Below are 20,846 nucleotides of genomic sequence, written 5' to 3' on the forward strand. Positions count from 1 at the left end.
CCTTTCGGTCGCGGGTAGGGAGTCGTGCGATGAGCGGTCGTCGTAGGTCCCGGCGCACTGTCAGCCGGTGACCAACATGGCGGACCCGGCGCCGACCCCGAAGACGATCACCACGGTCCGGAACACGGCCGGGCGCAGACGATCGGCGAACTTCGCGCCGAGGACACCGCCGAACAGACAGGCCGGCGCGAGGATCGCGACGACGAGCCAGTCCACCGGCCCGAACAGTGCCACCGCCACCATGGCGGTGGTCGAAACACTCAGCGTGAGGACGCTTTTCAGGCCGTTGAGCAGTTGCGCGGAGGCATCGAGGCCGAGCGCGAGAGCGGTCAGCAGCACGATGCCCATGCCGCCGTTGAAGTAGGCGCCGTAGACGCTGCCGACGAAGACCCCGAGATAGAGGGTGATGCGCGAATCGGGCCGGCGGGCACCGAGAGTGCGCGAGAGCCAGGGTTGCGCGGCGAACACCGCGGTCGCCCCGAGGACCAGGAACGGCACCAGCGCGGCGAACACCTCGGGGGGTGCGGCGAGCAGTGCGAGCACACCGAGACCGGCACCGGCGACGCTGATCACGACCAGCCGCGGCAGCAGTGCGCGGTAGTCCTCGGCACGCTTGCGCAGGGCCGCCGCGCCGCCCAGGTAGCCCGGCCAGACCGCGACCGAGTTGGTGACCGTGGCGGTTACCGGGGGCAGGCCGAGTGCGAGTAGCGCGGGGAACGACAGCAGGCTGCCGCCGCCCGCGATGGCGTTGCAGAAGCCTGCGCCGAGTCCTGCGGCCAGCAGCAGGGCTAGATGCACGGGGTCCATGAAATCCTTCCGACAGAGCGTCGTGCGATCGTATACGACAGCGGACGAGGGGTCGCGCCGAGCGATGTCACCGGCAGAACACCCGCCCGAATGCCGTAGATTCGGAGCAATCCTTCGAAGACCGGGCGCCGGTTCGTAGCCGACCGGCGCGCGGCTCCGCCATTCGACCGTTGGGGGCGACGTGAGCAGCACCGTCCGACGCATGACACCGCAGCAGGTGTGCCGCGCGATCCGCGACGACATCATCCGTGGCGATTTCCGCCCCGGGCAGCGCCTCACCGAGGACACTCTGGCCGAGCGATACGGTGTCTCCCGCGTGCCGGTCCGGGAAGCATTGCGGACGCTCGAGGCCGAGGGATTCGCCTGGTCGCGCCCCTACGCGGGGACCTTCGTCGCCGAGCTCACCGAGGCGGAGGCGGCCGATCTGCTCGAGATCAGGGCACTGCTGGAACCGATGTGCGCCGGTAGGGCCGCCGTGCGCCGTTCGCCCGAACAGCTGGGACGACTCAAGGAACTCACCTCGCTCGGCCAGGAAGCGGTGCGCGACGGCAGACTCGGCGAACTCGCCCGGCTCAACAGCCGCTTCCACGAGGTGCTCGCCGAGGCGTCGGGCAGCGCGCTACTCAGCCAGCTCATCACCCAGCTGAGCTGGAAGATCGCCTGGGTGTACGCGGTCGAACTCCCGCGGCGCGCCGAGGATTCCTGGCGCGAGCACGAGGAGATCTGCGCGGCGCTGGAGGCACAGGATCCCGACCGGGCGAGCGCGGTGGTCGCCGAGCACATTGCCCACGCCACCTCGGCTTATCGCCTGCGACCACGTGCCGGCGCCGAGACTGCGCCCGAGCCCGTTCCCCCGCCGGTACCTACGCCCTGAGTACCGCGCCTGCGCGCCGATGGCGTAACACAGGCGCAGCAATCGCCGCCATCACCCGAAACCTCAGCGTCGTATACAAACGGTGTCCCGTACTGCGACTGGAGGTTTTCATGGTCGATCTGCTGCTGCGTCGCGCGTGTATCGCCGATGACGCCGACCCGGTCGATATCGCCGTCACCGAAGGCTTGATCACCGCGATCGGACCCGCCTTGCCCGGTAGCGCGGCGACCGAGATCGATTGCGCGACAAGGGTCGTCATTCCCGGGCTCGTCGAATCCCATGTGCACCTGGACAAGGCTCTGCTCGATCGCCGGCGCAGCGCGCCCGACGGCACCCTCGCGAGCGCGATCGAGGTGACCGGCGAACTCAAACGGGGGTTCACCGCCGACGGGGTTCGCGACCGCGCGCGCCGGATTCTCGATCAGGCGATCACCCACGGCACCACCGCACTTCGCGCACACCCGGATGTCGATCCGATCGTCGGACTACTCGGCGTCGAGGTGCTGTTGGGGCTGCGCGAGGAGTATCGCGACCTGATCGACCTCCAGATCGTCGCCTTTCCACAGGAGGGAATCCTGCGCGCACCCGGCACGCTGGAACTGCTCCGCGCAGCGCTGCGTCTGGGCGCCGATGTCATCGGCGGATGCTCCTACAACGAAGCCGACGTCGCCGACTGCCGCCGCCACGTGGACCTGGTCTTCGAACTGGCCGCCGAATTCGGCGTCCCCGTCGACATCCACGCCGACTTCGCCGACGACGCCACCGACCCCCGCTTCGCGATGGCCGACTACATCGCCGAGGCCACCCAGCGCTCCGGTCTGCGCGGCCGGGTCGCCCTCGGCCACGTCACCTCTTTGGCTGCCCGTCCCCCGCGCGAACGACAGGCGACCATGGCCCACCTCGCCCAGGCAGGCGTCGCCGTGGTTGCGCTGCCCGCCACCGACATGCACCTCGGCGGGCGAGGCGATCAGGCCGCGGTGCGCCGTGGCGTCGCACCGGTCCGTGAACTGTGGGCCGCCGGTGTGACAACCGCGTACTCCTCCAACAACATTCGCAATGCGTTCACCCCCTACGGCAACGCCGATCTCCTCGACATCGGCCTGTTCCTCGCCCAGACCGGGCATCTGTCCGGCGACACCGACCTGCGCCGCGTCCTCGACATGGCCACCACCGACGCGGCCGTGGTGCTCGGCATCGCCGAGCACCACGGTCTGCGCGTCGGCGCCCGAGCCGATCTGGTCGTCCTCGGCACACATCGCCTCGCCGACGCCCTGCTCGATCGCCCCGACCGCTGCTACGTCATCAAGGCAGGCCGAATCATCGCCCGCACCACACGCGTCACCGAAATCCTCGCCCCCGCTGTCCACGCACGCTGATCCGGCGCTCGACGGACCGACTTCGCCCGTGGGGCATCCGCTGCGTCGGCTCAGGCCGCGCTGTGGTTGCCGCGGTGGACGAGGGCGTCGATGCGCCGTTTGAAGGCATTGAATTCCGGTGTGGTGGAGTCGCGTTCGCCGGGCAGGTCGATCTCGACGATCTCGCGCACATGGCCCGCGTTGCCGTGGGCCGCACCACCGGCCATCACCACGACACGGTCGGCCAGGTAGACCGCCTCGTCGATGCTGTGGGTGACGAACACGACGGTCACCGCGGTCTCGTGGTGGATGCGTTTCAGCTCGGCCTGCATGTCCGTGCGGGTGAGGGCGTCGAGTGCGCCGAACGGCTCGTCCATCAGCAGCACCGCGGGACTGTTCGCCAGCACTCTGGCGATCGCCACGCGCTGCTGCATGCCACCGGAGAGCTGATGCGGGAACGACTCGCGCACCCGGGACAGGCCGACGGTATCGAGCCATCGGTCGGTGATCTCACGGATGTCGGGCCGGGTCATTCTGGCCTGTTTCGGTCCGTAGGCGATGTTCTCGGCGACCGTGAGCCAGGGGAACAGCCCGTAGTCCTGGAACACCACACCGCGCTCGGGACCCGCCCCGCTCACCGGTTCGTCGGCGACGGTGACCGTTCCCTTGGAACCTGCCTCCAAACCGGCGAGAATCCGCAGCAGCGTGGACTTTCCGCAGCCGCTGGCGCCGACCACGCAGACGAATTCACCTGCCGCGATGTCGAGTTCGACGCCGTCGACGGCGAATCCGGCTGCACCGGCATATCGCTTACCGAGCCCGTCGACGACGATGCGCGCGGGGCGCTGCGGGCGGCGGCGGGTGGAGTAGATCTTCATGAGGGTCCTGTCTGCTCGATCACGGTAGGAGCGGCCTACGGCCCGCCAACAGCCTCACCAGCAGCATCAGCAACCGGTCGGCGACGAATCCGGCCAATCCGATCACGATCATCACCGCGATGATCAGGTCGGTGCGTGACTGTTCTCTGGCCTGGGTGATCAACGCCCCCAAGCCGATTCGGATACCGACCGTCTCGCCGACCACGAGGATCACCCACGACAGGCCGAGCGCGATCCGCAGACCGGAGACGATGCTCGGCACGGCGGCGGGCAGCACCACCTTGTACAGCGTGTGCGCGGGTCGGGTGCCCAGCATCGCGGCGGCCTCGAGCAGCCGGTCCGGTACCGCCCGCACCCCGGCGATCGTGTTCAGCAGGATCGAGAACACCGCGGCGAGGAACACCAGGAAGATCGTGGAGCGGTCACCGAAGCCGATGATCAGCAGTGACAGCGGCGCCCACGCGGTCACCGGGATCGGGCGGACCAGGTTGACGGTCGGTTCGAGCATCCGGTAGACCAGCCGGGAGCGACCCATCACGATGCCGAGCGGGATCGCGACGGCGGCCGCGAACAAGAACCCCTGCACCACCCGCAGCGTGCTCGCGTACAGGTGCAACCACAGGGTGCCGCTGTAGGTGTCGCCGATGACGCCGCCGAACGCGAGGTCGGCCAGGCGCCGCGCCACCTCGTACGGTTTCGGCAGGAATTGCATCTGGATACCGAACGGCAGCGTCCACGCGCCGTCGACACCACGATCCCACAGCAGCCCGAGCAGCAGCGGGACCGGCAGGGCCCACAGCACTGTCAGCACCCGGTCGGGAAGTCGCCGTCGACGCGCGGGCGGCGCCTCGGTGGTGCGGACGACCGGTGGTGCGTCCAGCGCTGTCATCGCCCGATACCCGCGGGGGTCAGGAACCCGGTGTCGAACACCTTCGCCATATCGGGTGCCTTGGACAGCTGGTCGAAGGCCCGCATCTGCTCGGCGAGGGCGACCACCCGGCCGCGATACTCGTCATCGAGTTCCCACCGCAACCAGACGTTCTTCGTCGCGGTGTCGACGATGGTGCGGTCGAGGCCGAAGGTGTCGACGAGCCCGTCGACCCAGGCGGTGTGATCGCCCTTCATGTACTCGATCGCCTGGACGAAGCTGCGCACGGTCTGCTGCACCCGGTCGCGATCCTGGTCGATCAGCGCGCCCCTGGTACCGAAGACGATGTTCACCGCGCCGATCGCGGTGTCGTACGGCGAGACGATCGGATGCGCGCCGACCCCCATGACGATCGACGGTGCGGTCTCGGCGCTCAGGAACGCGTCGATCTGGCCGGACTTGTAGGCGTTGGCCATGTCCGAGTAGGAAAGGTTGACCAACTGCACGTCGGTGGCCGGGTCGAGGCCGTGCGCGGTCAAGGTGAGCCGCAGCAGGATCTCCTGCGACGAGCCCTGCGGGAATCCGATCTTCTTGCCGCGCAGCCCGTTCACCGTGGTGATCTCCGGCTTGCCGACGAACGCCGACCCGCCGTCAGCGGCCGAGGCGACGATCTTCACATCCTGACCCGCGGCACTGCCCGCCAGGATCGACGGCGCGCCGAGCACTCCGAAATCGATAGCACCCGAGGCGATCGCGTTCTTGATATCGGGTGAATTCTCGAACAGCACGATCTCGTAGGTCGTGCCCGCGGGGGCGAAACGCTGCATGAAGTAGGGCGCGTAGAGATGCGGCTGCCCCCGCAGGGTGCCGATTCGCACCGATGCCGGGTCGCTGCCGCCGCCCGGTGTCGATACGCAGGCGGTCAGGCCCGTGACGATGAGCAAGGCCGCGATCACGGCCGAGAGAACCCGGCGCAGTGGGCGATTCATCGGTGCAGCGGTGGCGGTCCACGGCATGTCGGAGGCAGGCATTGCGGGTCCATTTCTCATAGGTTCGCCAGTCGGGCGGCGCACTGGGTAGCGAGGACGATGAGGGCGCGGTCGGAGTTCGCGGCGCCGATCAGGCACAGCCCGGCGGGCAGGCTGCGGCGGTTCGGCAGCGGCAGCGTGACGGCGGGCAGGCCGGCGATCGACGCCAGGCAGGTCAGCCGCAGAGTCGCGTGGCGGACGGCGTCGCGCGTACGCCGGTCAGCCGCTCGCGGCGGCGGCGGTCCCGCCGTGGTCGGCAGCACCAGCGCCCGGTCGCCGAGGATGTCGCGGATCCGCGCAGCGGCCTCGGCGACGACTGTCCGCGCGGCCGCGGCCTCCTCGGCGGTCACCGTTGCGGCCCAGGCGAATCGCTCGCGCACGTCGGGTTCGAGCGCGTCGGGATGCGCGGTCAGCCAGTCGCCGTGCCCTGCCCATGCTTCGAACGCCTGCACCGCGCGAAACGCGGAGAACCAGCGATCGAGGTCGGCCCGCAGGGTGATCCGTCGAGCGCCGAGTTCTTCGGAGGCCCGCGCACACTGCTCGGCGATCTCGGGCTCTGCCGCCGCACACAACGTTGGATCGACGACCAGGTCCGTGTTCGAGAACCCGGACCTGTATGACCGGGGTACAGCAGGATGGGCGAACACGCTGTCGGCCACCGCGAGCAGGGTCGCGGCGTCGCGGGTGAGCCATCCGATGGTGTCGAACGACGGGGCCAGCGGGAGGAGGCCGGTGGTGTCGAGACCGGCGTGCGTAGTCCTGATGCCCCAGAGTCCTTGGTACGAGCCGGGAACCCGGATCGAGCCCGCGGTGTCGGTGCCGAGGCCGATCGATACCTCGCCGCGGGCGACCGCGACGGCGGGGCCGCTCGATGAACCACCCGGAACTCGCTGTGGTGCGACCGGATTGACCGGCATGCCGGTGCGCCCGTTGGCGCCGGTGATGCTATAGGCGAACTCGTCGGTCCTGGCGATGCCGGTGACGGTGGCGCCCGCCGCCAGCAGGTCGGCGACGACCGCGGCGTGGCGGGACTCGGGAGTGCGCTCGGCGAGAAAGTCCTCCACACCTGCGCCGAGCGGGTGGCCGGCGACAGCGAACAGGTCTTTCACGGCCACCGTGTGCCCGGTGAGCGGGCCGGTCGAGGTCGCCCCCACCAACGGCGAACCGAGCTCGCGCCACACCGTGGTGTCCACGCCGCAGCGCGCTCCCGCGCCGAACCGCGTCGCCGTTCCCCGCGCCGTCGCGGTCACCGCGCCCGCTCCAGGATGAAGCGGGCCAGATCGGTACCGGTGGTATGCGCGAAGTCGGCGACACGGATCTTGCCGTGTACCCCGCGGGTCAGATCGACGGCTTGCGAGATGGTGAAGTCGGCTGCGGCACTGAGGTAGAGGTAGGCGCTGCGCGGATCGGTGTCGAACAGCGCGCCGAGCAGGTCGACGGCGTTGCCCACGCACAGCGACAGCGCGGTGTCCAGATCGGGATCGAGCCCGGTCGGGATGACGAGTCCGTGGCCTGCGGCGAACGGACCTGTACCCGACCCGATGTCGGTGACCTGTTCGGCCGCAACGACGTCGAGGGTCACGGTCGCCCGCAGCGGCGCCTCCAGGGCGGTGAGCGCCACCTCTCCGTCGCCCTGCGCGAAATGCGGATCGCCGACATAGAACAGCGCGTCGGGCACCTGCACCGGCAGGAACAAGGTAGCGCCCGGAGTGAGCAGTGTGACGTCGATATTGCCGCCGTGCGCGCCCGGTGGCACGGAGTGCGCCCGGTCCTCGGTGTCGGTGGCCACGCCCATGATGCCGAGGAACGGGGCGAGCGGGAAGCGCGCCCGGTGCGGGCTGCCCGGCCGGATCGGCATGGTGCCGAACCACTCGTCGTCGCGCCCGGTCACCGTGCAGAACTGACCGTACGAACCGTCGTGTGGTGTCCCGGCCAGCATGCCGCGGCCGTGCCGGGTCGAGATGACGCCGTAGGGCGCGCGCATGGCGAGGTGCTCGATCCGCACGGCGAGGAGATCGCCGGGCTCGGCGCCGTCGACGGCGATCGGACCGGTCACGATATGCGGGCCTGCTCCGTCCTCGCGGACGCGCCGGGCGACCACCTCGACGGTGTCGTCGAGTATCTGATCGCGGGCCACGCCGTGCCCGCGGAAGTAGGCGACCGGGTCCGAGCCCTGATCGTCGAGGATGCCCTCATGACTGATGGTGTCGATGACCACCCGCGTCCCCGGCGCGACGGTGGTGACCGGCGTATCGCCGCGTCGCGGCAGCCTGCCCCACAGCACCCGATCCGGATCGGCGGGGATATAGGTGGTCTCGGGTGTGATGCCGATGCCCTGCTGCAGCACCGGGAAAGCGGCGGCGATCTGGTCCCCGGCCAACGACGTCACAGTGGGTCCTCCGGTCTCCGCGACACTCGGTCGAACATTGGTCCGACCATCTGATGCGATAACGGTATTCCACTATCAACAGCCCTGCTACCGGGAGAAACGTGCGTAACCGAGGCTTTACACCCCGGCAATATCGGGCCATGCGGCACCACTCTTATATGATTGGCCGGACCAATCCGTAGGTGTCGAGAGGAGTCCGATGGCCGTCCCGCCGATCCCCCCGCTGCGCCGCCGCACCGGCAGCGTCAGCGCCGAAGTCGCCGCTCACCTGGAGCGGCTGATCATCGACGGCGCGCTGCGCGCGGGCGATCGCCTGCCGCCTGAACGCGAGCTCGCGGCGCAGCTGAACGTGTCGCGGTCCTCGCTTCGCGAAGCCATGTTCGAGCTGGAATCCAAGAAGCTGGTCGACCGCAGGCAGGGCCGTGGCAGCACCGTCACCGAACTGCCCCGCGGCGCCGCCGAACTGCACGGCAGCCTCGCCGACCTCGACACCGAACTCGCCTACGCGACCGAACTGCGCGACCTGGTCGAACCCCGCATCGCCCAGCTCGCCGCCCTGCGCGCCGTCGAATCGAATCTGCTGTCGCTGCACGAGATCATCGACCGCTCCGACGAAGCCCTCGGCCCGGCGGAATCGATGGCCCTCGACATCGAATTCCACACGCTCCTGGCACATTCGGCCCAGAACCCGCTCCTGGTCACCCTCTGCACGATGACCACGGAATGGACCCGCCACACCCGAGTCCTCTCCCACCGCACTCCGCTCGGCCGCCGCGTCTCCGTCCACGGTCACACCCAGATCCTGCGCGCCGTGGACCACCGAGACGGCCCCGCCGCCGCTGCCGCCATGGAACAACACCTGCGCGAGGTCCGCGAGATCAGCACCCGCTAGCGACCCACATGATCCGGGGAGCAGAACCTTCCCACGCTGTCGCCTACCCCACAGCGGTGGTGAAGACCTCCAGGGCACGATCGTCGAACAGCACGAACCGCACCTGCGTCACGTGCGTCTCGGCCGCGCGGACCGTCTCGACCGCGATCCGCGCGCCGTCATCCATCGGCCAGCCGAAGATACCGGTGGAGATCGCCGGGAACGCGACGGTCGCCGCTCCCAGTTCGTCTGCCACGCGCAGGGATTCGCGATAGCAGGAGGCGAGCAGCTCGGAGCGGTCCTCGGTGGCCGACCACACGGGCCCGACCGTGTGGATCACCCAGCGGGCGGGGAGCAGGCCCGCGGTGGTCGCCACCGCCTGGCCGGTACGCAGGCCTTTGCCGTAGTGCGAGGCGCGCAGGTCGCGACATTCCGACAGGATCTGCGGACCGCCCTTGCGGTGGATCGCCCCGTCGACGCCACCGCCGCCGAGCAGCGAGGAATTCGCGGCGTTGACCACCGCGTCCACCTGCTGCTCGGTGATGTCACCCCGGACCGTCTCGATTCGCGTCATGATCCTCATTGTGCCGGGGCGTCGACCTAGTCCACGGGTACGGTCGAGTGAGCAGGCATGGTCGGTCCGTCCGAGGCGAGGAGAACCACGCATGGCCATACCCACCGGTGACATCGTCGCGACGCCCGACGGGCGGGACCTGGTGATCACCAGGTCGCTGGGGTTGCCGATCGAGGAGGTGTGGGCACGGTTGACCGATCCGCATCTGACCTCGGGGTGGTACGGCACCTGGGAGGGCGAGTCGGGGACCGGCAACACCATCCGGGTACAGATGCGCTTCGAGGAGGGTGAACCGTGGTCGGCGATGCGCATCGACGACTGCACCCCACCGATCCACCTCGGCGTCTCCTCGACCGACCAGATCGGCCTGTGGCGGCTCGAGGTGACGTTGCTCGACACCGGCGCGGCCACCGAACTGCGCCTGGTCCACCATCTGACGTCGGAATATCAGCTGGCGGAGATCCCGCAGATCGGTCCGGGGTGGGAGTACTACGCGGACATGTTCGTCGCGGCCTGCACGCACACCGAACGACCGGATTTCGCCGACTACTACCCGTCGATGTCGGGCTACTACCAGCAGCGGGCGTCCTAGCCGAAACGTGAACCGCCCCGGCCGAATTCACGGCCGGGGCGGGTTCGACGGACAACGATCTACTCGTCGTCGAGTTCCGCGGCGACCTCGTCGGAGATGTCGACGTTGGTGTACACGTTCTGCACATCGTCGCTGTCTTCGAGCGCGTCGACCAGCTTGAACACCTTGCGTGCACCGTCGGCGTCGACCGCGACCGACACCGACGCCTGGAAACCGGACTCGGCGGAGTCGTAGTCGATGTTCGCGGCCTGCAGGGCCGAGCGCACCGCGATCAGATCGCCGGGCTCGGAGATGATCTCGAAGACGTCGCCGTGGTCGTTGACGTCTTCGGCGCCCGCGTCGAGCACCGTCTCGAGAACGTCGTCCTCGGACAGGCCGTTCTTCTCGAGCGTCACCACGCCCTTGCGGGCGAACAGGTACGACACCGAACCCGGGTCGGCCATGTTGCCGCCGTTGCGGGTCATCGCCAGCCGGACCTCGCCCGCGGCGCGGTTGCGGTTGTCGGTGAGGCACTCGATCAGCACGGCCACACCGTTGGGCCCGTAGCCCTCGTACATGATCGTCTGCCAGTCGGCGCCGCCGGCCTCTTCACCACCACCGCGCTTGCGGGCGCGCTCGATGTTGTCGTTGGGGACCGATGTCTTCTTCGCCTTCTGGATGGCGTCGAACAGCGTCGGATTGCCCGCAGGGTCACTACCACCAGTGCGGGCCGCCACCTCGATGTTCTTGATCAGCTTGGCGAAGAGTTTGCCGCGCTTGGCGTCGATTCCCGCCTTCTTGTGCTTGGTGGTGGCCCATTTGGAGTGGCCGCTCATGCCCTACTTCCTTCAAGTCGGTTGCGCGTCTGCCCGGGCGGACAAGCTCGATCCAGCCTACTCACCGTCCACCACGCCCGCCGACGCGGGCTTTATCGCGCAGCCCGAACCAGGTCGACGAACAGTTCGTGCACCCGAAGATCGCCGGTCACCTCGGGATGGAAGGAGGTCGCCACCACGTTGCCCTGCCTGGCAGCGACGATGCGGCCCTCGGCGGGGCCGTGCGGCACCCGCGCCAGCACCTCGACGCCGTCGCCCACCCGCTCCACCCACGGCGCGCGAATGAACACCGCGCGCACGGGCGTGTCGAGGCCGGTGAAGTCCAGGTCGGTCTCGAAGGAATCGACCTGCCGACCGAACGCGTTGCGCCGCACCGTCATATCGATGCCGGACAGGTGCTGGGCGTCGGCCCTGGTGTCGAGGACCTCCGAGGCGAGCAGGATCATGCCCGCGCACGACCCGAACGCGGGCAGCCCGTCGCGCAGCCGCGCCCGCAACGGTTCCAGCAGGTCGAACGCCTGCAACAGCTTGGAGATCGCGGTCGACTCGCCGCCGGGCAGCACGAGCCCGTCGACCGCGGCCAGCTCCGACTCGCGCCGCACCAGCACCGGATCGGCCCCGCAGTGCTCCAGCGCGGCAACGTGTTCACGCACGTCACCCTGTAGCGCGAGGACACCGATGGTCGGCCGGGTGGGGGTCGAGGTTGCGTTCACAGCCGTTGAGCTTACGAGCGCGCCCGATGTGGGCCCGCTCACGCTCACTTCTGGCGCGGCGTGCGGATCAGACCTTCCTGGACGACAGCGGCGACCAGGTTGCCCTCGCGGTCCCAGATCTTGCCGCCGGTCAGCGCGCGACCGAAACCGGCCGAGGGTGAGGACTGGTCGTAGAGCAGCCATTCGTCGGCACGGAACGGGCGCAGGAACCACATGGCGTGGTCGAGCGACGCGTTCTGGGTCGGTTCGTCGGGGTGGATCACCTTCGACGAGCCGAGCAGCGTCATATCGCTCATGTAGGCCAGCGTGCAGACGTGGAACATCGGGTCGTCGGGCAGCGGGTGCCGGTACCGGAACCACACCTGCTGGGGTGAGACCGCGCCGTCGCGCGCGACGACCTGATCCTGTGGGACCGTGCGGATGTCCCAGTGCTCCCATTCACGCATGGCCCACAGCCGCTCGGGGGTCATGGTCACGCTGGCGTCGGGCAGGTCGTCGGGACCGTCGACCGAGGGCATCACGTCCTGGTGTTCGGGCCCTTCGTCACCGTGATGGAACGAGGCCGACATCGTGAATATCGCCTGTCCGTCCTGCACGCCGGTGACCCGCCGCGTGCAGAACGACCGGCCGTCGCGGATGCGTTCCACCAGGTAGACGGTGGGTTCCTCCGGATTGCCCGGTCGCAGGAAGTAGCCGTGCAGAGAATGCACCTGGAAGCTGCGATCGACGGTGCGGACCGCCGAGACCAGCGCCTGCCCGGCCACCTGACCGCCGAAGGTGCGCGGTAGCTGAGACTCCGTGGAAGCACCGCGGAAGATGTCGCGCTCCAGTCGCTCGATCGCGAGCGCCTCTTCGATTGTCGCCATGCGCTCGAGATTATCGCCTTGCCGACCGGGCGGTATGTCCGGCTCTGCACAGCGGCCCGGAATTTGCTGAGATGGTCCGGTGCCGACGTTCACTCCCACCTCTCCCGCCGCCCTCGCCCGGCTCGTCGCCGACCGGCTCGTCGAGCTGCCGGGGCGACGGGTGCTCGCGGTCGACGGCGCCGACGCGGCCGCCCCGGTGGAACTGGGCCGCCGGATCGTGGACACGCTCACCGACCGGGGGCGATCGGCGGCGGTGGTGTCGGTGCACGACTTCGTGCGACCCGCGTCGCTCCGCATGGAATACGGGCGCGATGACGAATGGTCTTATCGCACAGCATGGTTCGACTACGAGGCCATGCGCCGCGAGATCCTCGACGTGCTCCGCACCGAAGGGCGCTGGTTGCCCGCGCTGTGGGACGAGGAACGGGACAGGTCTGCGCGGGCGGCGATTCGGCCCGCGCAGGCCGATCTGGTGCTGGTACTCGCGGGGCCGATGCTGCTCGGTCGCGGTCTGGATTTCGATCTCGCGATCCGCCTGGAACTGAGTGAGCAGGCGGCGCTGCGGCGCACCCCCGCCGAGCAGCGATGGACGCTGCCCGCTGTACGCGATCACACTGCCGACAATCCCGAGGAAGCGACCTGGACCGTTCGCTGGGATCACCCCGATCGGGCGGCACTTCGCCGCTGACAGCACGGGAGCCGAAACAGCCCGGATACGCGAAAGCCCCGTCCGACAGACGAACGGGGCTCGAGCGACGACGATCAGGCGCAGGCGACCGAGGTCTGACCCAGGTTGGTCAGCATGCCGCAGGCCCACGACTTCTGGACCTTCCACTTGCCCGCTTCGGCCACGAACGGCACGTCGACGACATTGGTCTGGCCGTTGACGGTGAAGTTGGCCTTGGCGTTGACGCTGTCACCGAAGGAGGTCACCTCGGTGACCTGGACCTGGACGTTGTTGTCCTGGACGGCCTGTGCCAGGCGGTTCGGCAGCTCGGGGTCGGCCTCGATGCCCTGCACGAAGTCCAGCTTCTGGTCGTTGGGGACCGCCGGATCCAGTGCGGTGGTGAGCTGCGCGTTGAGCTGTTCGACCGTCGGCACCGCCGGCAGGTCCGCGGTTGCCGAACCCTGAGCCTTGGCACTGGTGGTGGTCTTGGGCGCGGGCTTGTCGCCCTTGTCGTCACTGCACGCACTCAGGCCGAGCGCGGCGACCACAGCCAATCCTGCGATCGCGACTCGTCCGGTCCTACGAAACTTCATCCACTCGTCCTTACGTCGGGTCGGAATCTCGCCCTCTGGGCGACGGCGGAGGACCGGCGCCACACAGCGCAGGCCTCGATGCCACGGCGAGGACGCTACCCAGTGATGTTGAGGAAACTCTGAGACACAGACAACCGGGGGCTGTGAGCTGCGCCCGATTGTGATGCACCCCAGCGTCACCCGGCGCGCAGACCCACCACCGCCTCGACCAGCCGCGCATGGGTCGGCGCGTCCGCTGCCGCGATGAGCCCGTGTGGCGCGGTGTGCAGCGGTTGCCCGGCGAGACCGGTAACCACGCAGCCAGCCGCCTGACACACCGCGATCGCGCTGCTGAAATGCACGCTGTCGCGGAGATCGCCGCCGGTGATGTAGGCGGCGCGACGCCCGGCCGCCACCCAGACAAGGGCTAACGAGGTCGATAGGACCCGCGGATGGAACTCTCCCGCAAAGCCTTCGGCGTCGAAGAGCCGCGCCGGGGTCGACCAGGGGAACGGGTGGTCGAGGTCGACATCGACGAGATGGCTTCCCGAGTGCGGGCGCAACGGCTCGTCGCGGCCCTCGGTGCGCAGGAACGCGCCCTGCCCCGCCGTCCAGAACACTTCGTCGGCGAACGGGTCGGCGGTCGCCGCCACTGTCACGGCGTCGCCGTCGCGCAGCGCGACGTTGACCGCCACGAACGCGGTGTCGACAGCGAAATTCCTGGTGCCACAGAGTGGATCGACAAACCACGTCCGATCGCTGCGGGCAGAGCCGGTGACGCCCGATTCCTCGGCGACGAACCGGTCGCCCGGACATTCGGTCGCGAGGACGTCGAGGATGGCTTTCTCGGCCGCGATATCGGCCTGCGTGGCGAAATCGTCGCCCTGTTTGGCGTAGCGAGTGAGCGGGCCGTGGAAGGCCGACCGGATCACCGCCGAAGCGACTTCTGTTGCGTGGATTGCGATTTCACTATCTGAGTGGTGCACCGTCTCCAGGCTACGGACCGTGTCGCCACCCGGCAGGCGAACAGCGGTCTGATCGGCCCGGACACGCAGCGCGCACGGCCCGAGCCAACGCGGAGGTACGCCTATCGGGCCAGATACACGGCGAGCCCGAGTCCGCCGATACCGACGGTCACCCGCAACACACTCGGCGGAATCACTTTCACCACCGGCGGACCACACCAGCCACCTGCCAGCGCACCCGCGCCGAGGGCCAGCGCCGCGCCCCAGTGCACCGGTCCGAAGGCCGCGAAGCCGACCGCGGCGACGAGGTTCGCGATGCCGAGCAGGAAGCTCTTGAGAATCGACGCGCTCCAGATGGATTCGGCGGTGCACAGCATCATCATCGACAGGTAGATCACGCCCGCGCCCGCGCCGAAGTACCCGCCGTACACGGAGGTGAGCAGGATGCCGACCGGCACGATCCAGGGCGCGCTGAGCTCGCCGATATGGTGGCGCACGAGTGGTTGCACCAACAGCGCGATCGACGCCATCGCCACCAGGAACGGCACGACCACCTCGAACGCGCCGTCCGGAGCGACCAGCAGCGCGAGCGCGCCGAGCAGCCCGCCCACGGCCGCCAGCACCGCCCAGCGCACCAGCGTGGGCCCTCGGCCGACGAGTTCACGCCCGGAATTCGCGGTCGCCCCGACACCGACGGCGACCATGGCGACCGTGTTGGTGACATTGGCCGCGACGGGCGGCAGACCGGCGGCCAGCAACGCCGGATAGGAGACGATCGAGGCCATCCCGGTGACGAAACCGATCAAGCCGGTGAAGAATCCCGCGACGACCAGCAAGGAGAAGTCGAGCGCGGTCACGGACCGACTGTACGGTATGCCCAGTTGGCAGCAATTCCTGGGCCAACCGATACCGAGCCCACATCGCCCACCTGCGCCGGGATCACTCCGACGCGCCGAAGGCCGTGCCAGGATGTCGGAGTGCAGATGACGACTTTCGAGCCGGGCGAACCACCCGTTCGACGTAACCGGCTGGACTCCAACACCGTTGCCCGCCTCGACGACGTCACCACCTTCGCCCAGCTGCTCGACGCGTTAGAGCTGGTCCGCATGGATCATCCCGATGCCAGAATCCTCTGCACGCTCGACGATCTCGGCCAGTGCGCCTACACGAGCATGCACGCCACGCTCGGACTCGTCGAAGGCGAGGGCGGGGTCGTCCACGACGACCCGGACGACCCCGCCGCCACCCACCACGCCGAGAACGCCACGGTCTCGCGCATCGCCGCGCTGCTGGACAACCCGTCCGCCCGCGTTCCGTGGGACGCGCTGCGCGACACCCGCAACGCGTCCGAGGACGAACTCGCCGCGCTCGTCGCCGCCAACCGTTCCCCCGACCGTGTGGTCGACGACGTCGTGCTGATCCAGCGGGTCCCGGTGGACCGTGACGACCTCGCCATCGCCGGTATCCCCAACGGGTACTTCGCCGACGACTGGAGCACCTACGACAACCACACTGTCATCCGCCGCATGGCCACCCACGGCTACCGCCACATCGCCATCGGCGCTTCCCTGCTCGCCTTCGCCCGCCCCACCGCCCCCACCCCCGAGCAAGCCGCTGCCCTGGTCACCGACCTGACCCACCTCTACGGCTCCCCCACCGCCATCGCCTGGCACGAGCTGGCCGTTCTGCTGCCCACCCAGCGCCAGCTCATCCTCGGCTACGCCGAGAACTTCGCCGACGCCCTCACCACCGATACCGAAGGCGCGGCGGGCCAACCGTAGGCCGCGGCCCCTGGTAGCGCTATCGCGCCGGATCGGGTGTCGACGGCTGCCACGCGCGAGCGGTAGCCGCCGGGGCGACCGTCACGCTCGACCACACCGCCCAGGCCAGCCACACCATGCCGAATCCGGCCGCGATGTGTCCGACGCGCACCAGCGTCGCCGGGAGCAGGAAGGTGAGGCAGAGCACGGACAGGCCCGCGGTGTAGAGGATGGCCGCGCCGCGCGGGACCGCCGCGCTACGCAGCAGCGCTGTGCCGAACAGCAACGTTCCACTCAGCGCGAGGACCGCGGTGGCGAGGAAAGCGAATTCGGCCGGGCTGGTGAGCAATTCGTCGACCACCGGCTTGTCCAGATACACCAGCACGAAGTTCATGGCGAAGGCGATACCCGCGAAATAGCCGAAGCCGAGGAATTGCACGACGAAGGCGAGTGCGCCGAAGCGGCCGAGACGCTGGTGCAGCAGCGCGTACAACGCCACCAGCAGTCCGATCCCGAAGGGGACGGCCGCCCCGTTGAGAACCTGGGTGAGCGGTATCTTGCCCGCGGCGATCAGTTCGATCGCGCCCGCCGCCGCGATCGCTCCGCCGCAGACGAAGCCGGAGATGCCGCCCAGTCGCAGTAGTGCTCGTGTGTCCATGTCGAAATCCCTTCTCGATGTCGAGTTCGACGGTAGGAATCCGGTGGTCACGGCGGTAAGTGCCGGGCGACCCATGACCTTCGGCCAAAATTGCCCCGCGACCGTGGCCGTGCGACGAATCCGGCCATACGCTCAGCGAATGCATCGACCGCGCGCACTGACCTGGGTGGCGTGCTTCCTCTATGTCTCCGTGCTGGTCGCCGGGCTCGCCGTCGCCTCGACCGGGCCTGTCGACCCTGCCCGGTCCAGCGCGTTCGCCGGGGCCCTCCTGCTCGCGGGAGGGCTGGAGATCGCCGCAGGGAGGTTCACTGGGTCCAGGACCCTCGCGATCGCCGGGCTGGTCGTCCGCGCCGTCCTGTACACGGTGATCACCGTGCTCGACAGCAGCGGCAATGCGAAGGTCCTGTTCGTCTTGCTGCCGCTCACTGCCTATTTCACCGTCGGACACCGTGTCGCCTACACACTCGCCGGTGGTGGTCTACTCCTCGCCGGGATCATCGTCCTCGGGCGACCGGCGCTGCGAACGAATCCCGAAGCGCTCTCGGATCTGCTGATGTTCACGATCGGCGTTGTTTTCGCCCTCGCGATCGCGGTGATCGCCGAACGCGAGGAAACCGGGCGGCGGCGCGCGGAAACACTGCTCACCGAACTGTCCGACGCGCACGCCCGGCTCCGGGAATACGCCGACCAGGCAGTCTCCCTCGCCACCGTCGCCGAACGAACCCGGGTGGCCCGCGATATCCATGACAGCGTCGGCCACCATCTCGTGGTTACCGCGATCCAGCTGGAGAAATCGGCCGCCTACCGGTCGTTGGACGCCGATATCGCCGACCGGGCGCTCGCCGAGGGGCGTCATTCCACGCGCCTGGCGCTCGACGAGGTACGGCGCGCGGTCGGCACCCTGCGCGCCGACGACACACAGTTCACCCTCGCCACCGCGTTGCGAGCGCTCGCGATCCGGCTCGACGACACCGGCTTCGCCGTGTCCCTCGACCTCACCGGCACCGAGGACACTGTCGGCGAACCTGTCCGCCTCGCCCTGTATCTCGCCGCGCAGGAAGCACTCACCAACGCGCGCCGCCATTCCGGCGCCACCGCGGTGGCGGTCCGGGTCGACCTGACACCGGCCACCGGCGTCCTCGACATCGCCGACAACGGAACAGGTTTCGCGCCGGGCACGGTCGAGGGGCAGGGGCTCACCGGAATGCGTGAACGGCTCGATCTGGTCGACGGCGAGGTGCGAATCACCTCCAGCACCACAGGAACTCGTCTGGTCGTCAGGATCCCGGTGGTGGCGCGATGATCGGACACGATGCCGGTATTCCTGCGCCGAAGGTCCGCGTGCTGATCGCCGACGATGAGCGTCTCGTCCGCGAAGGGATCGCCGCGCTGCTCGCGTTGCAGTCCGGTATCGACGTAGTCGGCACGGCCGAAAGTGGCGCCGAGGCAGTCGAATCGACTGGCGTGCTGACACCTGATGTGGTCCTGATGGACGTGCGGATGCCCGGAATGGACGGCGTCGAGGCAGCCGCTCTCGTGCGCGGCCGGGCGACGGTGCTGATGCTCACCACCTTCGACGACGACGGCTACATCGTCGCGGCCCTGCGCGCGGGCGCCTCCGGATACCTGCTCAAAGACCTCCCCGCCGCCGAACTCGCCCAGGCGATCCGCCTCGCGCACGCCGGCGTAGACCAGTACTCCGCCGCCGTCACGGCGCGCCTGGCCGCCATGGTCCGATCCCGCACACCACGCGCCACCGTCGAGCTCACCGGTCGCGAAACCGAGGTCCTGCGTCTGCTCGCCACCGGCGCCGCCAACCGCGAGATCGCCCGGTCCCTCTATCTCAGCGAGGGCACCGTCAAGAACCACATCTCGAGCATCCTGAACCGTCTCGGCGTGCGTGACCGCACCCAAGCCGCCATCTACGCACACGAGCAGGGCCTCCTCTGAAACGCCCGCGCCCGGGTTCAGGTCAGGGCGTTCACCATGCGCGCGGCGAGCACCCGGGTTCGGTCGAACGGCGCCGCGCTCACGGCGGGCGTGCCGATCACCGAGCGCAGCGCGCCGAGGCCGATCAGCAGGGCGCCGATCAGCTCCGCGCGTAGTTCCGCGTCGGGTCCGTCGAGCCGGTCGGCGAATTCACGCAGGTAGCCGTCGCAGAGTTGGGCGCGCAATTGATCGCGCACGTCGTCGTGACCGGCCGATCGGAGCATGGCCAGGAGCGGGTGTTCGCCGCCGTAGCGCGACCAGTCCTGGTACACGACATCGTGGAGCAGGGCGTCGGCGATGCTGACGACCGGGCGGTGCGGATCGGCGGCCACTCCGGTGGGGATCTCCAGGTGCATCGCCTCGGCGTAGAGCGCCTTCTTGGAACCGAAGTAGCGCGACACCAAGGCGGGATCGACCCCGACCTCGGCGGCGATCTCGCGCAGTCCGGTGCCGTCGAAACCCTGCGCCGCGAAGCGGATTCGTGCGGCGTCGAGCAGCGCGGCGCGGGTGGCCGCACGGTCGCGGCGACGGGGTTCGGCTTTCGGTTCCATGAAGTCATGGTAAGTCATCAGATGTTGACTTGGTGGCGCGTTCGTTTCTAGCCTCGACATATCGGCCGATGACACAGTCCAGAGTGATTCGAGGAGAACGGGATTCGATGCGCACATATGTCATCACCGGCGGCACCGACGGCATGGGCAAAGGGCTCGGCCTACATTTTCTGCGACGCGGCGACCGGGTGATCGCGATCGCCAGCGGCGCGACGAAAGGCGAGGCGTTCGGCCGGGCGGCCGCCGCGATCGGCGCGGGCGAGCGCGCGGTGTTCCTGCGAGCCGATCTGAGCACCCTGACGGGAATGCGGGACACCCTTGCCCGGGTCACCGCGCTGGCCGGCACCGTCGACGGCCTCGTCTTAGGCGCCCAGCGCTTCCGGCCACGGCGCGAGGTCACCGAGGACGGCACCGAGTTCACCTTCTCGCTGCACTACCTGAGCCGATTCGTTCTCGGACACGGTCTCGTCGATGCGCTGGAACGCGCGGATACCCCGGTCATCATGAACATCTGTGGCCCCGGCGGCTTTCCCGGCCGCATCCACTGGGACGACCTGACCCTGCGCGAGGGCTACACCGGCATGCGCGCCGCCATGCAGGCCTCACGCGCCAATGACCTGCTCGGCGTCGCCTTCCCGCACCGCCACCCGAACACCCGCACCCGCTACGTGCTCTACAACCCGATGATGGTGCGGACCGCGATGGCCGACCCGCTGCCCGCACCCCACCGGATACTGGCCAAGGCCGCCGGATTCGTTGTCGGCCGATCGGTCGATCAAGCGGTCCCGCCGATCGCCCAGCTCCTCGACGAGCCACCCGCCGATCAGGTGACCGCCTTCCGGCGCCGGACCCGGCTCCCCCTCACACGCAAGGACTTCGACCCGGACAACGCGATCCGCCTCGACACTCTGACCACCGAGCTCGTCCAGCGCTGAGTCGACACACGAGAATGCCTCGGCGGGCGTCGCGATCGCGACGCCGTCGTGGCGGCGATCGGCATGGGGTTCACCGCGTTCGGGGACAAGGGAATCGGGCTCGCGCTCGTGCTGGCCGG

Annotated in this window: 24 protein-coding genes; 9 read left to right on the forward strand and 15 right to left on the reverse strand. The window is 68.9% G+C overall.

The genetic code is table 11. The annotated features are described in order from the left end of the window. Nucleotides 1-60: 60 nt before the first annotated feature. Nucleotides 61-807: a sulfite exporter TauE/SafE family protein gene (locus ACWDXS_RS15775; RefSeq protein ID WP_378988966.1), complete on the reverse strand. Its 747-nt coding sequence runs from the start codon at nucleotides 805-807 to the stop codon at nucleotides 61-63. A 202-nt stretch (nucleotides 808-1,009) separates the two neighbouring features. Here ACWDXS_RS15775 and ACWDXS_RS15780 point away from each other — a divergent pair, with 202 nt between their 5' ends. Together ACWDXS_RS15780 and ACWDXS_RS15785 are read left to right on the forward strand one after the other, a co-directional pair. After that, a complete protein-coding gene (locus tag ACWDXS_RS15780) occupies nucleotides 1,010-1,681 on the forward strand; it encodes a GntR family transcriptional regulator (RefSeq protein ID WP_378988965.1) in 672 nt (223 codons plus the stop codon). A 110-nt stretch (nucleotides 1,682-1,791) separates the two neighbouring features. After that, nucleotides 1,792-3,057, forward strand: a complete 1,266-nt coding sequence (locus tag ACWDXS_RS15785) for an amidohydrolase family protein (protein WP_378988964.1) — start codon at nucleotides 1,792-1,794, stop codon at nucleotides 3,055-3,057. Nucleotides 3,058-3,107: 50 nt separating this feature from the next. Here the strand turns inward: ACWDXS_RS15785 and ACWDXS_RS15790 are convergent, their stop codons facing one another. From ACWDXS_RS15790 to ACWDXS_RS15810, 5 genes are read right to left on the reverse strand one after another with little or no spacing between them, the layout of a single operon-like run. Then, on the reverse strand, nucleotides 3,108-3,914 hold the full coding sequence (locus ACWDXS_RS15790) for an ABC transporter ATP-binding protein (protein WP_378988963.1): 807 nt from the start codon (nucleotides 3,912-3,914) through the stop codon (nucleotides 3,108-3,110). Between the two features lie 19 nt (nucleotides 3,915-3,933). Next, nucleotides 3,934-4,803 (reverse strand): ABC transporter permease, encoded by an 870-nt coding sequence (locus tag ACWDXS_RS15795; RefSeq protein ID WP_387442763.1) that lies wholly within the window; start codon nucleotides 4,801-4,803, stop codon nucleotides 3,934-3,936. Then, a complete protein-coding gene (locus ACWDXS_RS15800) occupies nucleotides 4,800-5,813 on the reverse strand; it encodes an ABC transporter substrate-binding protein (protein WP_378988961.1) in 1,014 nt (337 codons plus the stop codon). Before ACWDXS_RS15800 ends, ACWDXS_RS15795 begins: the two co-directional genes overlap by 4 nt. Nucleotides 5,814-5,827: 14 nt before the next feature. Next, nucleotides 5,828-7,060 carry an amidase family protein gene (locus ACWDXS_RS15805; protein WP_449966162.1) on the reverse strand — a complete coding sequence of 411 codons (1,233 nt, stop codon included), beginning with the start codon at nucleotides 7,058-7,060 and terminating at the stop codon, nucleotides 5,828-5,830. Continuing rightward, nucleotides 7,057-8,199 (reverse strand): acetamidase/formamidase family protein, encoded by a 1,143-nt coding sequence (locus ACWDXS_RS15810; RefSeq protein WP_449966165.1) that lies wholly within the window; start codon nucleotides 8,197-8,199, stop codon nucleotides 7,057-7,059. The genes ACWDXS_RS15805 and ACWDXS_RS15810 overlap by 4 nt, the downstream gene beginning before the upstream one ends. A gap of 199 nt (nucleotides 8,200-8,398) precedes the next feature. On the opposite strand from ACWDXS_RS15810, the gene ACWDXS_RS15815 reads away from it, so the two are divergent. After that, a complete protein-coding gene (locus tag ACWDXS_RS15815) occupies nucleotides 8,399-9,091 on the forward strand; it encodes a FadR/GntR family transcriptional regulator (RefSeq protein WP_449966168.1) in 693 nt (230 codons plus the stop codon). A gap of 43 nt (nucleotides 9,092-9,134) precedes the next feature. Here ACWDXS_RS15815 and ACWDXS_RS15820 read toward each other — a convergent pair whose 3' ends face one another. After that, on the reverse strand, nucleotides 9,135-9,644 hold the full coding sequence (locus ACWDXS_RS15820; protein WP_378988957.1) for an O-acetyl-ADP-ribose deacetylase: 510 nt from the start codon (nucleotides 9,642-9,644) through the stop codon (nucleotides 9,135-9,137). Nucleotides 9,645-9,735: 91 nt separating this feature from the next. On the opposite strand from ACWDXS_RS15820, the gene ACWDXS_RS15825 reads away from it, so the two are divergent. Beyond that, nucleotides 9,736-10,236 (forward strand): SRPBCC domain-containing protein, encoded by a 501-nt coding sequence (locus tag ACWDXS_RS15825; RefSeq protein WP_378988956.1) that lies wholly within the window; start codon nucleotides 9,736-9,738, stop codon nucleotides 10,234-10,236. 59 nt (nucleotides 10,237-10,295) lie between these two features. On the opposite strand, the gene ACWDXS_RS15830 is transcribed toward ACWDXS_RS15825, so the two are convergent. The 3 genes from ACWDXS_RS15830 to ACWDXS_RS15840 all read right to left on the reverse strand — a co-directional run bounded on the left by ACWDXS_RS15830 (nucleotide 10,296) and on the right by ACWDXS_RS15840 (nucleotide 12,630). Beyond that, on the reverse strand, nucleotides 10,296-11,051 hold the full coding sequence (locus tag ACWDXS_RS15830) for a YebC/PmpR family DNA-binding transcriptional regulator (protein ID WP_378988955.1): 756 nt from the start codon (nucleotides 11,049-11,051) through the stop codon (nucleotides 10,296-10,298). Nucleotides 11,052-11,143: 92 nt separating this feature from the next. Next, entirely contained in the window at nucleotides 11,144-11,764 is a 621-nt protein-coding gene (gene pdxT / locus ACWDXS_RS15835) for a pyridoxal 5'-phosphate synthase glutaminase subunit PdxT (protein ID WP_387442758.1), read from the reverse strand. A gap of 44 nt (nucleotides 11,765-11,808) precedes the next feature. Continuing rightward, complete coding sequence (locus ACWDXS_RS15840; RefSeq protein WP_378988953.1) at nucleotides 11,809-12,630, reverse strand: acyl-CoA thioesterase; 822 nt, start codon at nucleotides 12,628-12,630, stop codon at nucleotides 11,809-11,811. Nucleotides 12,631-12,709: 79 nt separating this feature from the next. On the opposite strand from ACWDXS_RS15840, the gene ACWDXS_RS15845 reads away from it, so the two are divergent. Beyond that, complete coding sequence (locus ACWDXS_RS15845; RefSeq protein WP_387442755.1) at nucleotides 12,710-13,318, forward strand: nucleoside/nucleotide kinase family protein; 609 nt, start codon at nucleotides 12,710-12,712, stop codon at nucleotides 13,316-13,318. A 74-nt stretch (nucleotides 13,319-13,392) separates the two neighbouring features. On the opposite strand, the gene ACWDXS_RS15850 is transcribed toward ACWDXS_RS15845, so the two are convergent. The 3 genes from ACWDXS_RS15850 to ACWDXS_RS15860 form a co-directional block, all read right to left on the reverse strand. Further along, a complete protein-coding gene (locus ACWDXS_RS15850; protein ID WP_378988951.1) occupies nucleotides 13,393-13,890 on the reverse strand; it encodes a hypothetical protein in 498 nt (165 codons plus the stop codon). Between the two features lie 176 nt (nucleotides 13,891-14,066). Then, complete coding sequence (locus tag ACWDXS_RS15855) at nucleotides 14,067-15,053, reverse strand: inositol monophosphatase family protein (RefSeq protein WP_449966175.1); 987 nt, start codon at nucleotides 15,051-15,053, stop codon at nucleotides 14,067-14,069. Next, nucleotides 14,957-15,691: a sulfite exporter TauE/SafE family protein gene (locus tag ACWDXS_RS15860; RefSeq protein ID WP_378988949.1), complete on the reverse strand. Its 735-nt coding sequence runs from the start codon at nucleotides 15,689-15,691 to the stop codon at nucleotides 14,957-14,959. The genes ACWDXS_RS15855 and ACWDXS_RS15860 overlap by 97 nt, the downstream gene beginning before the upstream one ends. Nucleotides 15,692-15,817: 126 nt before the next feature. On the opposite strand from ACWDXS_RS15860, the gene ACWDXS_RS15865 reads away from it, so the two are divergent. Next, nucleotides 15,818-16,615, forward strand: a complete 798-nt coding sequence (locus tag ACWDXS_RS15865) for a hypothetical protein (RefSeq protein ID WP_449966178.1) — start codon at nucleotides 15,818-15,820, stop codon at nucleotides 16,613-16,615. Nucleotides 16,616-16,634: 19 nt separating this feature from the next. On the opposite strand, the gene ACWDXS_RS15870 is transcribed toward ACWDXS_RS15865, so the two are convergent. Further along, nucleotides 16,635-17,252, reverse strand: a complete 618-nt coding sequence (locus ACWDXS_RS15870) for a hypothetical protein (protein WP_378988947.1) — start codon at nucleotides 17,250-17,252, stop codon at nucleotides 16,635-16,637. A 139-nt stretch (nucleotides 17,253-17,391) separates the two neighbouring features. Here ACWDXS_RS15870 and ACWDXS_RS15875 point away from each other — a divergent pair, with 139 nt between their 5' ends. Next, a complete protein-coding gene (locus ACWDXS_RS15875; RefSeq protein WP_449966182.1) occupies nucleotides 17,392-18,555 on the forward strand; it encodes a sensor histidine kinase in 1,164 nt (387 codons plus the stop codon). Then, a complete protein-coding gene (locus ACWDXS_RS15880) occupies nucleotides 18,552-19,202 on the forward strand; it encodes a response regulator (protein WP_449966185.1) in 651 nt (216 codons plus the stop codon). The genes ACWDXS_RS15875 and ACWDXS_RS15880 overlap by 4 nt, the downstream gene beginning before the upstream one ends. Nucleotides 19,203-19,219: 17 nt before the next feature. Here ACWDXS_RS15880 and ACWDXS_RS15885 read toward each other — a convergent pair whose 3' ends face one another. Continuing rightward, a complete protein-coding gene (locus ACWDXS_RS15885; RefSeq protein WP_378988942.1) occupies nucleotides 19,220-19,792 on the reverse strand; it encodes a TetR/AcrR family transcriptional regulator in 573 nt (190 codons plus the stop codon). 107 nt (nucleotides 19,793-19,899) lie between these two features. Between ACWDXS_RS15885 and ACWDXS_RS15890 the strand changes: the two genes are divergently transcribed. Continuing rightward, nucleotides 19,900-20,727 (forward strand): SDR family NAD(P)-dependent oxidoreductase, encoded by an 828-nt coding sequence (locus ACWDXS_RS15890; protein ID WP_449966189.1) that lies wholly within the window; start codon nucleotides 19,900-19,902, stop codon nucleotides 20,725-20,727. Nucleotides 20,728-20,846: the final 119 nt, after the last annotated feature.

This window comes from Nocardia sp. NPDC003183, assembly GCF_053590715.1.

Bases quoted from the DNA above. Each gene is read 5' to 3' on its own strand.
- ACWDXS_RS15885 (WP_378988942.1), bottom strand. From the start codon at position 19,792: ATGGAACCGAAAGCCGAACCCCGTCGCCGCGACCGTGCGGCCACCCGC.
- ACWDXS_RS15880 (WP_449966185.1), top strand. From the start codon at position 18,552: ATGATCGGACACGATGCCGGTATTCCTGCGCCGAAGGTCCGCGTGCTG.
- ACWDXS_RS15870 (WP_378988947.1), bottom strand. From the start codon at position 17,252: ATGGACACACGAGCACTACTGCGACTGGGCGGCATCTCCGGCTTCGTC.
- ACWDXS_RS15850 (WP_378988951.1), bottom strand. From the start codon at position 13,890: ATGAAGTTTCGTAGGACCGGACGAGTCGCGATCGCAGGATTGGCTGTG.
- ACWDXS_RS15875 (WP_449966182.1), top strand. From the start codon at position 17,392: ATGCATCGACCGCGCGCACTGACCTGGGTGGCGTGCTTCCTCTATGTC.
- ACWDXS_RS15795 (WP_387442763.1), bottom strand. From the start codon at position 4,803: ATGACAGCGCTGGACGCACCACCGGTCGTCCGCACCACCGAGGCGCCG.
- ACWDXS_RS15820 (WP_378988957.1), bottom strand. From the start codon at position 9,644: ATGACGCGAATCGAGACGGTCCGGGGTGACATCACCGAGCAGCAGGTG.
- ACWDXS_RS15790 (WP_378988963.1), bottom strand. From the start codon at position 3,914: ATGAAGATCTACTCCACCCGCCGCCGCCCGCAGCGCCCCGCGCGCATC.
- ACWDXS_RS15800 (WP_378988961.1), bottom strand. From the start codon at position 5,813: ATGCCTGCCTCCGACATGCCGTGGACCGCCACCGCTGCACCGATGAAT.
- ACWDXS_RS15840 (WP_378988953.1), bottom strand. From the start codon at position 12,630: ATGGCGACAATCGAAGAGGCGCTCGCGATCGAGCGACTGGAGCGCGAC.
- ACWDXS_RS15780 (WP_378988965.1), top strand. From the start codon at position 1,010: ATGACACCGCAGCAGGTGTGCCGCGCGATCCGCGACGACATCATCCGT.
- ACWDXS_RS15785 (WP_378988964.1), top strand. From the start codon at position 1,792: ATGGTCGATCTGCTGCTGCGTCGCGCGTGTATCGCCGATGACGCCGAC.
- ACWDXS_RS15890 (WP_449966189.1), top strand. From the start codon at position 19,900: ATGCGCACATATGTCATCACCGGCGGCACCGACGGCATGGGCAAAGGG.
- ACWDXS_RS15775 (WP_378988966.1), bottom strand. From the start codon at position 807: ATGGACCCCGTGCATCTAGCCCTGCTGCTGGCCGCAGGACTCGGCGCA.
- ACWDXS_RS15830 (WP_378988955.1), bottom strand. From the start codon at position 11,051: ATGAGCGGCCACTCCAAATGGGCCACCACCAAGCACAAGAAGGCGGGA.
- ACWDXS_RS15815 (WP_449966168.1), top strand. From the start codon at position 8,399: ATGGCCGTCCCGCCGATCCCCCCGCTGCGCCGCCGCACCGGCAGCGTC.
- ACWDXS_RS15825 (WP_378988956.1), top strand. From the start codon at position 9,736: ATGGCCATACCCACCGGTGACATCGTCGCGACGCCCGACGGGCGGGAC.
- ACWDXS_RS15865 (WP_449966178.1), top strand. From the start codon at position 15,818: ATGACGACTTTCGAGCCGGGCGAACCACCCGTTCGACGTAACCGGCTG.